The sequence below is a fragment of the Vibrio sp. 10N.222.55.B11 genome, from assembly GCF_041473705.1.
Classification (GTDB): Bacteria; Pseudomonadota; Gammaproteobacteria; order Enterobacterales; family Vibrionaceae; genus Vibrio; species Vibrio crassostreae_C.
In genome coordinates, this window is the sequence record NZ_JBFRST010000063.1 from 78528 (window position 1) to 91627 (window position 13100).

Here is a 13100-nt window from a genome sequence, read left to right on the forward strand (position 1 = left end):
AACAAGGCTATAAGAAGAACGGGCTCGGTTGGAATAGAGACTCAACATCAGGTACGTATTTCTTGTCCACTAGGAACATCACTACGTGGTCATCTTGTTCGATTACGGTTCTATCGTGCGCGATAAGTACTTCTTCTCCGCGAACAATCGCACCAATAGTGGTGCCCGGTGGTAGCTTGATGTCGCCAATCGCTCGGCCAACCACTTTCGATGTGGTTTCGTCACCGTGAGCAATGGCTTCGATCGCCTCTGCAGCGCCGCGACGTAGAGATGATACGTTAACAATATCAGCACGACGAACGTGAGTAAGCAGCGCAGAAATGGTCGCTTGCTGTGGAGAGATAGCAATATCAATCACGCCACCCTGAACAAGGTCTACGTAAGCACCACGCTGAATCAGTACCATTACCTTCTTGGCACCCATTCGCTTCGCCAGCATTGCTGACATGATGTTGGTTTCATCTTCATTGGTTAGGGCAATGAACACGTCCACTTGATCGATGTTCTCTTCGGTTAGCAGCTCTTGGTCTGCCGCATCGCCACAGAAGACGATGGTGTTTTCTAATTCTTCAGACAGCTTTTCGGCACGAGTGTAGCTGCGCTCGATAAGCTTGATGCTGTAGCTCTGCTCAAGGCGTTTTGCCAAGCTTGCACCAATGTTACCACCACCGACAATCATGATGCGGCGGTACGGTTTCTCTAGGCGTTGTAGCTCACTCATTACTGAGCGGATATGGTTACTCGCTGCCACAAAGAAAACCTCATCATCGGCTTCAATGATGGTGGTGCCTTGTGGGCGAATAGGGCGACCTTGACGGAAAATAGCGGCAACACGGGTATCAATGTGCGGCATGTGCTCACGCAAAGCAGACAGTGCGTTACCCACCAGTGGACCACCGTAGTAGGCTTTTACTGCTACTAGGCTAACCTTCTGTTCAGCAAAGCTCACAACCTGCAGTGCGCCTGGGTATTGAATCAGGCGCTCGATGTAGCTGGTCACTAGTTCTTCGGGTGCGATCAGGTGATCGACTGGGATGGCACCTGATTTGAATAGCGCTTCTTTCTCTTCTAGGTATTGAGGAGAACGAATACGAGCAATTCGGTTCGGCGTATTGAAAAGAGAGAAAGCAACCTGACACGCAGCCATGTTGGTTTCATCCATGTTAGTTACGGCAACTAACATGTCGGCATCTTGCGCACCCGCTTCACGTAGTGTGTTTGGGTGGCTGGCATAACCGTTTACAACCCTAAGGTCGTACTTATCCTGAAGTTCACGAAGTCGGTCAGCATTACGGTCGACAATGGTGATGTCGTTGTTTTCACCAACCAGGTTTTCAGCAAGGGTACCGCCAACTTGTCCAGCACCTAGGATAATGATCTTCATAGCCTTTCTCTTTTCTTTACCGTGGTAATTCTAGTTATCTAACTTTGTTTTGATAATGCACTAGAAAGAAACAGCGGCTAAGAAATAAATTCTTAGCCGCTGTTAGTTGTTATGCCTGTTTTACTAGAACTGCGTAGTAGAAGCCATCCATATCTTCTTCTCCAGGTAGTATTTGACGACCCGGATTTTCGATATCAGACCCAACCAGCGTTGCGTTTTCAGTACGTGCTAGGAATGCTTTCACTTGCAGCACGTTTTCTTGCGGCGTGATAGAACATGTCGCATAAACCATGGTGCCGCCTTCTTTCAGCTGACGCCACATTGCATCCATAATTTCGCTTTGCAGTTCAGCCAGCGCATCAATGTCAGATGCACGACGTAGCCACTTGATGTCAGGGTGACGGCGAATGACGCCAGTCGCTGAACAAGGTGCATCAAGTAGGATACGGTCGAACTTATCGCCCATCCACCACTCTTCAGGGTAGCGAGCATCACCACAAATTACGTCGGCACGCAGTTGTAGGCGCTCAAGGTTATCGTAAACACGGTCTAGACGTTTGATGTCGCAGTCAATCGCAACCACTTCAGTATCTTGAGTGTGCTCAAGAATGTGTGCCGTTTTACCACCTGGTGCAGCACAACAATCTAAGATCAGCTCACCATCTTTTGGTGTTAGGTAATCAACCGAAAGCTGAGCGGCAGCATCTTGCACTGATACCCAACCCCTGTCGAAGCCAGGAAGCAAAGTAACATCACAAGGTGCAGCTAATTTTATGGCATCAGCTGCTTCTGGGTGCAATGTGTATTCAATGTTTTCGTTTTTAAGCAGTTCTACATACTCGTCACGAGTGTGGTGTTGGCGGTTAACGCGCAGCCACATTGGTGCCTTGCTGTTGTTTGCTTCAACCAGTTGCTCCCATTGATCTGGGTAGCTCTCTTGAAGCATTTTTAGAATCCAGCTTGGGTGGCCGTATTTGCCTGCATTGTGGCTAACGGCTTTCTCGTCTAGTTCTTCTTGGTCACGTAGGTAGCTACGTAACACAGCGTTGATCAAACCACTCAGGCTTGGACCGCGCAGTGTCTTAGTACCCTCAACCGTTTCAGCAACCGCGGCATGCGAAGGGATACGCATGAAGCTTAGTTGGTAAATGCCCACCAAGATTAGGTGGTGGAATACACGCTTTTTACCTTTAAGCGGGTTTTCCATCAGTTCGTTAGCGATTGACTCTAAACGAGGCAGATAACGAAGTGCGCCGTAGCAAATCTCTTGCAGTAGAGCATGGTCTCGCGGACGGATCGTTTTTTGAGCCGCAGGGAGAGCGTGTGAAAGAGAGTGGCCTTTATCGACAACTTGGAATAGGACATTTGCAGCAGCAGCGCGAACATTCATGAGGGGTACCGAATATTTATTTGAATACATGAGGACATCTCTGCCCTCGTAAAGGTTTTCTAAGCTGTGTAATTAACAGCTTTAAAAGCGGATTAAGAAAGTTGAGTACCAACTTCAAACCAGCTTGCACGTGAGTTCAAGATATCCTGAACTGACATGGCTTTTTTACCTGGAACTTGCAGTTGTTCAAGAACAAGTACGCCTTGCCCTGTCGCAACATAGATACCAGTTTTATCCGCTTGCAGAATGGTACCTGCAGGCTTATCAGAAGTTTGCTCTGCCACACGGCTTTGCCATACTTTAATGCTGTTCTCAGCAGCTTCAAAGTGACTCATTGGCCATGGGTTGAAGGCACGAACGCAGCGCTCAATATGCGCAGCTTCATCACTCCAGTTGATACGCGCTTCTTCTTTGCTTAGCTTCTTCGCGTAGTTCGCAAGCTCATCGTCTTGCTTTTCTGCAACTGCTTTGCCAGAAGCGATGTCCGCTAGACATTCAACAAGCGCATCAGGGCCAAGGCCCGCTAATTTCTCGTACATAGATGCGCTAGTATCTGTCGCTTCGATAGGCAGCGTCGCGATACTTAGCATGTCGCCAGTATCTAGGCCGATATCCATCTGCATGATCGTCACGCCTGTCTCTTTATCACCCGCCCAAATAGAGCGTTGAATCGGAGCAGCACCACGCCAGCGCGGTAGGATAGAGCCATGTACGTTGATACAACCTAAGCGAGGCGTATCTAATACAACCTGCGGAAGCAATAAGCCGTAAGCGACAACAACCATGATGTCAGCGTTCAATTCAGCTAGCTCTTGCTTAGCCTCATCTGACTTGAAGTTTTCTGGTTGGTAAACCGGAATATTGTTTTCAAGTGCGATGTTTTTTACTGGGCTCGCAGTGAGTTTTTTACCGCGGCCTGCTGGGCGATCTGGCTGTGTGTAAACAGCAACAACTTCATGCTCCGAAGACAACAACGCCGCCAAGTGACGGGCGGCGAAATCCGGAGTACCTGCAAAGACAATTCTTAAAGACTGACTCAAGGTAGGCTTCCTTCTAATTTAGTAATAGCAGCGGTTATTAACCTTGTTTCTCGTTGAAACGTTTAATCTTCGCTAGCTTATCTTGGATACGTTTACGCTTTAGTGGCGATAGGTAATCAACAAACAACTTGCCTTCTAGGTGGTCAAGTTCGTGCTGAACACAGATAGCCAGAAGGTCGTCAGCGTCGAATGTGAATTCGTTGCCGTCACGGTCTAGTGCTTTAACCGTTACTTCTGCAGCGCGAGGTACTAGAGCTCGAGCGCCTGGTACAGATAGGCAGCCTTCTTCGATTCCATCTTCGCCGCGCTTCTCAGTAATTTCAGGGTTGATAAGCACCATTGGCTCATCACGTGTTTCTGAAATATCGATAACAACGATGCGTTGGTGGAAATCTACTTGCGTTGCCGCAAGGCCGATACCTTCTTCGTCGTACATGGTTTCAATCATGTCATCAACGAACTTTTGAATCTCTGGGGTAACTTCTTTTACCGGTTTCGCCACGGTACGTAGACGATCATCTGGTAATGTTAATACTTGTAATACAGACATATACACTCGAAATATTGAACTGTGCCGAAACAGCTTAAACCTTGTTGGCTCAATTCTAGACATTTTAGAGGTCAAATGACAGCATCCTGAAGGTAATTCTCCAATCAGATGTCATATATTCAGACCAAGGAACCTAGGTCATGCGTCATTTTTCCCCCGCTTTATCTCTTATTTGTGCCTCGCTTTCGTTCGCCGCTATGGCTGAAAATAGTGAGCAACCTTTAACCATTAAACAAGGCGCACCCGAGGCGTATGTGGTGGTTAAGGGCGATACCTTATGGGATATCTCCGCGATGTATCTCGATAGCCCTTGGTTGTGGCCAAGGTTATGGCAGGTAAACCCTGAAATAGAAAACCCTCACCTTATTTACCCTGGAGATAAATTGTCTCTGGTTTGGATTAATGGTGAGCCGGTATTGAGTCTTAAACCGGTTATCAAGCTGAGCCCTAAGATTCGTGTCTCGGAGAAGAAAGCGGTGCCAACCGTCAATGAAGGATTGGTTCTTCCTTACCTACAATCTGATCGCTTGGTTGAACTGCAAGATATTCAATCGGCTCAACGAGTGTTAGGAACGAGTGATGGGAAGAGATTCTTATCGGGTGAAGACCGGTTGTTTATCTCGGGCAACCAACAACATCAAAAGTGGGGTATTTACCGCGCCGTTGAAACCTACCAGCGACAGCAACCTCAAGCGAGTATGACCTCGTTGCGTTTGGTCGCCACGGCGCGCTTAAAAGAAGTGGATGCTGAGTTCAGCAGCTTGCAGATAGACACTCAGCTGCAAGAGGTATTGCTGAACGACCTTGTGCTACCAGAACTTGGTGTTGATCAGGTGAAGCTCTCTACCACGTTTTATCCTGCACCTAGTGCGGCGGGTCAATTTGCTAATATCTTGGGCTCATTAGATGGCTGCCAATACAGCGCGAAGAATCAGGTGGTAGTGATCAACAAAGGTTCACAGGATAACCTTCGTCAAGGTTCTATGTTTACCCTCAGCGAAAGCGGTGCGGTGGTGTTTGGTAAGCAAGGTGAATACAGTTATAAAGAGTCTGCGGCGAGCGATAAGGTGCAATTGCCAAGTACCTCGCTGGGTAGCTTGATGGTCATTCGTCCTTATGAGTATTTTAGCCTCGCGTTGATCACTCAGAGCTCTAAGCCTGTTAGCAAGGGCATTCTGGCAGTATCGCCTTTGGATCTTGCTTTGACAGAAGAGGTTAAGGGCACCGAGTGAATGAGCAACAACTGAGTGCTTGGCTAACTCTAAGTTTTGTTCCTCAATTGGGTGGCAAACGCCTTTCTCGCCTGCTGAGTATCGATTCCCCTTCGAACATTGTTGGCTACTCAAGCCAGCAGCTGCAAGTGATGGGTTTATCAGGCAAACAAATTTCTTATCTAAGAGAGCAAGCCCCAAGAGATGTGGAGGCTTGCTTATCATGGCAAGCAAAACAGCCTAACCATCACATCATTACCCCTAATTGCCCACATTATCCCAAACTGCTTAATGAGATTGCCTCTGCGCCCAGTGTTCTTTTCGTTAAAGGTCACGTTGAAAAACTGATCGAGCCTCAAATCGCGATGGTTGGCAGCCGTAATGCCAGTATCGAAGGTCTACAGACGGCGAAATCATTCGCTAAAGAGTTTGTACAAAATGGTTTGATTGTCACTAGCGGCTTAGCGCTTGGTATTGATGGCTATGCTCATGATGGTGCTCTAGATAAAAGAGGGGAAACTTTTGCAGTGTTGGGGTCTGGCTTGGACTCCATTTATCCTGCCCGCCACCGAAATCTAGCTGAGAGGATCTGTGAGAACGGAGCGCTGATTTCAGAGTTTCGACCGAGTGCTAAACCAAGACCTGAACATTTCCCCCGTCGTAACCGTATTATAAGTGGCTTGTCGTTAGGAACCTTGGTGGTGGAAGCGGCTGAGAAGAGTGGCTCTTTAATTACCGCTCGCTATGCCATGGAGCAAGGTCGAGAAGTGTTTGCGCTGCCCGGTTCTATTCATAGCCCAACCAGTCGCGGAGGTAACAGTCTCATCAAAGCTGGAGCATGTTTAGTGCAAAATGCTCAAGATGTTCTGATTGAAATAAAGAGTCTGTTAAACTGGTCTATAGATCAGCAGCCGAGCTTATTCGAACCTACGCCGAATGAGGGTGAAAATGAACAATTGCCATTTCCACAGCTGTTAGCTAACGTAGGATTAGAGGCGACACCCGTTGATATTTTGGCACAGAGAACCCATATACCTGTGCATGAAGTCATGATGCAGCTTTTAGAGCTTGAGCTCTCAGGGCATGTTGTTGCAGTTTCCGGTGGCTATATTCGAAAGGGGAGAGGCTAAGCTATGATGATGGACATACTGATGTACTTGTTTGAAACCTACATCCATAGCGATTCTGAATTGCAGGTGGATCAAGACGAACTTGAAGATGAACTTCTTCGAGCGGGGTTTCACCAAGATGATATTTATAAGGCTCTCCATTGGTTAGAAGACCTTGCTGCACTGCAAGATACCGATAACCAAGCGGCGATTACTATGTGCTCTAATACCTCGATGCGTGTTTACACAAGTAAAGAGATATCACGTATTAATATGGAGTGTCGTGGTTTCTTGTTGTTCCTTGAGCAGATCAACGTCCTCACGACAGAGATTCGTGAAATGGTGATTGATCGTGTCATGGGGTTAGAGACCAATGAATTTGAGTTGGATGATCTGAAGTGGATTATCTTAATGGTACTGTTCAATGTACCGGGTAATGAAAGTGCTTACACGCAAATGGAAGAGCTGTTGTACACCAAAGAGCAAGGTATCTTGCATTAATACAGGCTTATCATGAGTAGTAAGATTGATAATCAGCTTTTTTCAGCACATGAACATGCGTTAGAGCATGAACCATGTCCACAGTGTGGTGGGGAGCTTCAGCTTCGCCATGGTAAGCACGGCCCATTTTTAGGCTGTAAGCAGTATCCGAGCTGTGATTACATCAAGCCTCTTCATCAAAATGATGGTCATGTGGTGAAAGAGCTGGGCGTTCCGTGTCCTAAATGCCAAAACGAATTGGTATTAAGGCAAGGTCGCTTTGGGATGTTCATTGGCTGTAGCAGTTATCCAGAGTGTAATCACATCGAATCTTTGGACCAACCGAAAGAACAACCTGAAGAGCAGCCACTTGTTGCCTGCCCTGAGTGTGGTCGAGGCCACTTGGTTGAGCGTAAATCTCGCTATGGCAAAACCTTCTATGCGTGTGATAACTACCCTAAGTGTAAGTTCGCCGTTAATCAGCCACCTGTTATAGGTCGTTGTGAACAGTGCCAGTTCCCGTTGTTACTTGAGAAGAAAACAGCCAGTGGTACCAAGAAGCAATGCGCTGATCGCAAGTGTCACCACATTCAATCTCAATAACTCGATATTATAGACACAAAAAAACGGCGCTCACTGAGCGCCGTTTTTGTATCCAATAAACTTTTTATATCAATAAGCCAATGTAGGCTTACTTCATCTGCTCAGCAAACTCATGCACAGCAGGGTAGGCTTGCTTATCAAGAATCTCAGCCAATGAGCACAAAGCTCTTTGTAATTCTGCGTTGTAGTCAGCGCTCACGTTAATGTGACCCATCTTGCGACCTGCACGCTTTTCTTTGCCATACCAATGAACATGACAACCACCTTGAGCAAGAATAGCCTCAGGAAGAGTATCTTCGCCAAGAATGTTGATCATTGCGGTTGGACGAATCAGTTTAGTGCTACCTAGTGGCATGCCACACACTGCACGTAGGTGGTTTTCAAACTGACAAGTCTCTGCGCCTTGTTGCGTCCAGTGGCCCGAGTTATGAACACGTGGTGCAATCTCATTAACAAGCAGTGAACCTTGAACATCAAAGAACTCAAGTGCTAGCACGCCAACGTAATCTAAACGCTCAGCAATGGCAGTGAACATGGCTTTAGCTTGCTCTTGCAGTTCAATGTCATCAATCGCTGTCGATAAGCTTAACACGCCGTCGGTGTGAACATTTTCAGCCAGTGGGTACACTTGAATCTCGCCATTAGCGCCACGAGCACCAACCAGTGATACTTCGCGATCAAACGGAACGAACTCTTCAGCCACAATGGCTTGGTTGTCTGTTGCGGCGATGCACTCGGCCATTTCTGTCCAAGTTGCGTCAACATTGTCTAATGTTTTTAAGCGCCATTGACCTTTGCCATCGTAACCACCAAGTGTGCTCTTCAATACCATTGGTAAGCCAACGTGAGCGATCGCAGCGTCAAAGTCTTCGCGAGAGTTAATCACGTAGTATTTGGCATTTTTCACATTTGCTTCGTCTAACAGGGCTTTTTCAAGACGACGGTCACCGCCGGCTTTAATTGCTTCTGTTGTCGGTAAGAACTTACCGCTGCGTTCACACACCTCAAGTACATCGTGAGGAATATGTTCGAATTCAGCAGTAATGACGTCCGCACGCTCTATCGCATTTTCTAAGCCGTTACCTAGAATCGCTTGCGTTAATGGGTGAACAATATTTTTGCTGCCAACATCAAAAGCAGAAATTTCAATATTCAGCGGCGCCCCAGCTAGGGACATCATGCGAGCAAGTTGGCCCGCGCCTAACACAAGAACATGCATGGAAATTAGTCCTCTGCAGGGTTTGGATTAGCCAAAACCGTTTCTGTTTGCTCAGAACGGAATGCTTCTACTTTTGCCATTACTTCTTCATTGTGTGTACCAATGATTTGAGCGGCTAGGATACCTGCATTGGCAGCGCCAGCTTCACCGATAGCCAAAGTACCTACCGCGATACCTTTTGGCATCTGCACGATAGAAAGCAGAGAGTCCATGCCTTTCAGTGCTTTAGACTGAACTGGAACACCCAGAACTGGTACGCTTGTGAAAGCAGCAGCCATACCCGGAAGGTGCGCTGCACCGCCAGCACCAGCAATAATTACTTTAATACCGCGCTCTTTCGCACTGGTTGCGTAGTCTGCAAGCAACTGAGGTGTGCGGTGAGCAGAAACCACTTTTGTTTCGTACGCCACGCCAAACTGATCCAACATTTCTGCAGCTAGCTTCATTGTTGGCCAATCAGATTTAGAACCCATGATAATACCGACAGTCATCTCAAACTCCTTCAGGTACGATTTAATTAGTGATTAGATATTTTGCGCGCATTATACGGGTAAAATTGCCTAAGGAAAACGTTTGCGTCAGTCTAGGTTGTTAATTGATACATTTTATAAACAAATAGCTTTAGTCACAGTGAATGATAATTTGTACACTTAGTGACTTAGATAACTGAATTAATGAGGCAACCCGTGGATAACTTTCAACATACTTTGCAGGCATTACAACAAGGTGAAGTCATTGCTTACCCGACTGAAGGCGTTTTTGGGGTCGGTTGTGATCCCGATAATCCACAAGCCATCAAGAAATTACTCGACTTAAAACAACGACCGATCGAGAAAGGGTTGATCTTAATTGCTGCAAGTTACGAGCAACTGTTACCTTACATTGATGAAAGCCAGTTGACGGAAGAACAGTTGGTAACAGTGAAAGCGACATGGCCAGGTCCGGTCACTTGGATTATGCCAACCAGCAGCAAAGTTACTGACTGGGTAAGTGGTCAATTTGATTCCATCGCGGTACGAGTGACTGATCACCCTTTGGTTCAAAGAATGTGTAATGAGTTTGGTAAGCCGTTAACCTCTACCAGTGCTAACCTGACCGGCGAGCCGCCTTGTATGACGACTGAAGAAGTTAAGCAGCAACTTGGCCAACATTTGGTGGCTATTTTAGAAGGTCAAACGGGTGGTCGTGAGAAGCCAAGCGAAATTAGAGATGCAAAAACGTCGAAAATATTAAGACAGGGCTAAACCCTGCAAAGGAAGTAAGATGTCAGCAATTGATAAAGAAGCAGTAAAACAGTTTTTACTGAGTCTACAAGATTCGATTTGCCAGCAGCTTGAGCAAGCTGATGGTACTGCACTGTTTGAAGAAGATGCATGGCAGCGTGAGCCTGGCGAGCGCCTTGGTGGCGGTGGTCGAACTCGTGTGATGACCAACGGTGCGGTATTTGAGCAAGGTGGGGTTAACTTCTCTCACGTAGCGGGTAAGGCTATGCCTGCCTCAGCTACAGCTCATCGACCTGAATTAGCCGGACGTAAGTTTGAGGCGATGGGGGTTTCATTAGTTATCCACCCTAAAAACCCATATATCCCAACCTCACACGCGAACGTTCGATTCTTCATTGCGGAAAAAGAAGGGGAAGACCCGATTTGGTGGTTTGGTGGTGGTTTTGACTTAACGCCATTTTATCCTGTCGATGAAGATTGCCAATCTTGGCACCAAACAGCCAAAGATCTTTGTGCGCCATTTGGAGATTATGTTTATCAAGAGCACAAAGAGTGGTGTGATAAGTACTTCTATCTTCCTCACCGAGACGAAACACGTGGTGTTGGTGGGTTGTTCTTTGATGATCTTAACGAGTGGGGCTTTGAAAAGAGCTTTGCTTATATGCAGGCGGTCGGTGAAGGTTTTGCAGCCGCATACTTACCAATTGTAGAACGACGCAAACAGACGCCTTATGGTGAGCGCGAGCGTGATTTCCAACTTTATCGTCGTGGTCGCTATGTTGAATTTAACTTAGTCTATGACCGTGGCACTCTATTTGGTTTACAAAGCGGCGGTCGTACAGAGTCTATATTAATGTCGATGCCGCCATTGGCTCGCTGGGAATACCGCTACGAACCACAAGCGGGTTCACCGGAAGCTCTGCTTTATAGCGACTACCTAAAGCCTCGAGTTTGGTAGTTCTTCCTTCCTTATAGGGATAGTGATAGGGTCATCTATATAGATGACCCTTTTTTATTTCTGTTAGGTAAGGATATGACACAGCAAGTAGATCGTTATGCCGTTTTCGGTAACCCTATTGGGCAAAGCAAATCGCCATTCATTCACACATTATTTGCTCGCCAAACCAGACAACAACTTACCTATACAGCATTACAGCCAGAGCATGGTGAATTTATCACTGCGGCCAAAACATTTTTCAGTGAAGGTGGTCGAGGATGTAACGTCACAGCACCTTTTAAAGAAGATGCGTATCAGTTTGCCAATCGCCTAACTGAGAGAGCTGAACTAGCTGGTGCCGTAAATACCCTTAAGAAGTTAGATGATGGAGAGATCATTGGTGATAACACCGATGGTGAGGGCTTAGTTCAAGACCTGCTTCAACATCAAGTCACGCTAAAAGGAGCACGTGTTCTTCTTCTTGGCGCTGGTGGTGCTGCTAGAGGAGTGATTCAACCTCTTCTCGACCAAAAGCCACAACAGCTGGTGGTCGCTAATCGAACCAGCTCCAAGGCTGAACTTCTGGCTGAGATGTTTTCGTCGCATGGCAACATCAAGGGGATGGGGCTAAGTGATGTTAATGAAGGCTTTGATGTCATTATTAACTCTACCTCATCTGGTCTAAGCGGGCAGCTTCCTGAAGTGTCTGAGGTGATTTTCAATTCTACTAGCGCCGTTTATGACATGGTTTATGGATCTGGAACGACGGTATTCAATCAATGGGCATTAGATAATGGTGTTCATGCTGCTTATGATGGTTTGGGTATGCTAGTGGGGCAGGCAGCAGAAAGCTTTATGCTTTGGCGTGGTCTTCGTCCGGGAACAAAACAGATTTTAAGAGAATTACGTAAAAATCTAGAGATGTAATGGGGTGTTTATAAAAAATGAATCAATCAATTCTATTTCCTGATATCCAAGATTGGGATGAAGAGAGCCGAACAATCACGTTCCCAGCACAACAGTCGGGCGCATTGATTGAATGTGTCATGTCTATTGAGGAATTATCACGATTGGCAGGTAAAGATATAGAAGAAGGCGATCAAGCTTTAGTTATCTTTTCAGAGTTACGTTTCGATATTGAAGAGCTAGCGGAAGAGTTAATAGAAGAAGAGGAGTATGACTCCTCTAATCGGATTCAGATCAAAGCGCTTTAGACTGAAATTACAGAGTCTAGATAGTCATTTTTATTCTGAACGTAGTTGTCTGCAGACTTCTGTAGAAAGGCACGCTCTTTATCATTTAATGGACGAGCTTGTTTTACTGGGCTTCCTACATAGAGGTAACCGCTTTCAAGTACCTTGTTTGGTGGCACTAAGCTACCAGCACCAATCATCACTTCTTTTTGGATAATCACGCCATCCAACACGATCGCTCCCATACCAACAAGTACACGATCCTCAATAGTGCAGCCATGCAGCATTACTTTATGCCCGATAGTGACATCATTACCTATTAAGAGAGGATAACCGTCAGGGTTTTCAGCATTCTTATGGGTGACGTGCAAGACACTACCATCTTGGATATTCGTTCTCTCTCCAATATGAATGTGGTTCACATCCCCTCGAGCTGCAACCAAAGGCCACACGCTAGAGTCGTTACCGATTTTGATATCACCAACCAGTACTGAACTGGTATCTATATAGACACCTTGCCCAATCTGAGGGGATATTCCTTTATAACTGCGTATTGAACTCATAAATCCTCCTTTATATAGGCACCTTAAGCCCTTAATTAAGAGGAATACTAGTGAAAATGGGGTGTTTTGAACAAAAAACGCTCGAACAATCAAAAAAGTAAGAAAAACTTCAAAAAGGGCTTGCCAGTGTGATCGAAATCTCTATAATGCCACCTCGCTGACACGGGATGGCTTCGTAAGAAACCAAAACGAATCAGC

At 46.3% G+C, this 13100-nt stretch carries 15 protein-coding genes; 8 read left to right on the top strand and 7 right to left on the bottom strand.

Translation table 11 applies throughout. From position 1 onward, the window contains the following. Positions 1 to 7 precede the first annotated feature (7 nt). The 4 genes from trkA to def form a co-directional block, all read right to left on the bottom strand. Positions 8 to 1384, bottom strand: a complete 1377-nt coding sequence (trkA, locus tag AB4503_RS21850) for a Trk system potassium transporter TrkA (protein WP_004735766.1) — start codon at positions 1382 to 1384, stop codon at positions 8 to 10. Positions 1385 to 1493: 109 nt separating this feature from the next. Then, positions 1494 to 2774, bottom strand: coding sequence for a 16S rRNA (cytosine(967)-C(5))-methyltransferase RsmB (gene rsmB / locus AB4503_RS21855; RefSeq protein ID WP_017058774.1), 1281 nt, complete (start codon positions 2772 to 2774; stop codon positions 1494 to 1496). Positions 2775 to 2866: 92 nt separating this feature from the next. Next, a complete protein-coding gene (gene fmt, locus AB4503_RS21860; protein WP_017058773.1) occupies positions 2867 to 3814 on the bottom strand; it encodes a methionyl-tRNA formyltransferase in 948 nt (315 codons plus the stop codon). Between the two features lie 37 nt (positions 3815 to 3851). Continuing rightward, positions 3852 to 4364, bottom strand: a complete 513-nt coding sequence (gene def, locus AB4503_RS21865) for a peptide deformylase (RefSeq protein WP_017058772.1) — start codon at positions 4362 to 4364, stop codon at positions 3852 to 3854. A 140-nt stretch (positions 4365 to 4504) separates the two neighbouring features. On the opposite strand from def, the gene AB4503_RS21870 reads away from it, so the two are divergent. Genes AB4503_RS21870 through AB4503_RS21885 form a run of 4 tightly spaced genes read left to right on the top strand, consistent with a single transcriptional unit; the run spans position 4505 to position 7767 of the window. Next, positions 4505 to 5596, top strand: a complete 1092-nt coding sequence (locus AB4503_RS21870) for a LysM peptidoglycan-binding domain-containing protein (protein WP_372115720.1) — start codon at positions 4505 to 4507, stop codon at positions 5594 to 5596. Then, a complete protein-coding gene (gene dprA / locus AB4503_RS21875; RefSeq protein WP_372115721.1) occupies positions 5593 to 6705 on the top strand; it encodes a DNA-processing protein DprA in 1113 nt (370 codons plus the stop codon). The genes AB4503_RS21870 and dprA overlap by 4 nt, the downstream gene beginning before the upstream one ends. Positions 6706 to 6708: 3 nt before the next feature. After that, positions 6709 to 7185, top strand: a complete 477-nt coding sequence (locus tag AB4503_RS21880; RefSeq protein ID WP_029235095.1) for a DUF494 family protein — start codon at positions 6709 to 6711, stop codon at positions 7183 to 7185. Positions 7186 to 7197: 12 nt separating this feature from the next. After that, the gene (locus tag AB4503_RS21885) at positions 7198 to 7767 is read left to right on the top strand and encodes a type I DNA topoisomerase (RefSeq protein ID WP_017063003.1); all 570 of its coding nucleotides are present in this window, start codon (positions 7198 to 7200) and stop codon (positions 7765 to 7767) included. 88 nt (positions 7768 to 7855) lie between these two features. Here AB4503_RS21885 and AB4503_RS21890 read toward each other — a convergent pair whose 3' ends face one another. Next, positions 7856 to 8986 (bottom strand): 5-(carboxyamino)imidazole ribonucleotide synthase, encoded by a 1131-nt coding sequence (locus AB4503_RS21890; RefSeq protein ID WP_372115722.1) that lies wholly within the window; start codon positions 8984 to 8986, stop codon positions 7856 to 7858. 5 nt (positions 8987 to 8991) lie between these two features. Beyond that, positions 8992 to 9477: a 5-(carboxyamino)imidazole ribonucleotide mutase gene (purE, locus tag AB4503_RS21895; RefSeq protein WP_004735777.1), complete on the bottom strand. Its 486-nt coding sequence runs from the start codon at positions 9475 to 9477 to the stop codon at positions 8992 to 8994. A gap of 195 nt (positions 9478 to 9672) precedes the next feature. On the opposite strand from purE, the gene AB4503_RS21900 reads away from it, so the two are divergent. The 4 genes from AB4503_RS21900 (at position 9673) to AB4503_RS21915 (ending at position 12360) form a co-directional block, all read left to right on the top strand. Next, positions 9673 to 10230 (top strand): L-threonylcarbamoyladenylate synthase, encoded by a 558-nt coding sequence (locus tag AB4503_RS21900; RefSeq protein WP_065584144.1) that lies wholly within the window; start codon positions 9673 to 9675, stop codon positions 10228 to 10230. A gap of 19 nt (positions 10231 to 10249) precedes the next feature. Beyond that, positions 10250 to 11167: an oxygen-dependent coproporphyrinogen oxidase gene (gene hemF, locus AB4503_RS21905; RefSeq protein WP_065584143.1), complete on the top strand. Its 918-nt coding sequence runs from the start codon at positions 10250 to 10252 to the stop codon at positions 11165 to 11167. Positions 11168 to 11242: 75 nt separating this feature from the next. Then, positions 11243 to 12073 carry a shikimate dehydrogenase gene (aroE, locus tag AB4503_RS21910; RefSeq protein ID WP_102429018.1) on the top strand — a complete coding sequence of 277 codons (831 nt, stop codon included), beginning with the start codon at positions 11243 to 11245 and terminating at the stop codon, positions 12071 to 12073. A 17-nt stretch (positions 12074 to 12090) separates the two neighbouring features. Beyond that, on the top strand, positions 12091 to 12360 hold the full coding sequence (locus tag AB4503_RS21915) for a DUF1488 domain-containing protein (protein ID WP_017058764.1): 270 nt from the start codon (positions 12091 to 12093) through the stop codon (positions 12358 to 12360). Here AB4503_RS21915 and AB4503_RS21920 read toward each other — a convergent pair. After that, positions 12357 to 12902 (bottom strand): gamma carbonic anhydrase family protein, encoded by a 546-nt coding sequence (locus AB4503_RS21920; protein WP_017058763.1) that lies wholly within the window; start codon positions 12900 to 12902, stop codon positions 12357 to 12359. The two genes, AB4503_RS21915 and AB4503_RS21920, sit on opposite strands and share 4 nt — an antisense overlap. Positions 12903 to 13100 lie beyond the last annotated feature (198 nt).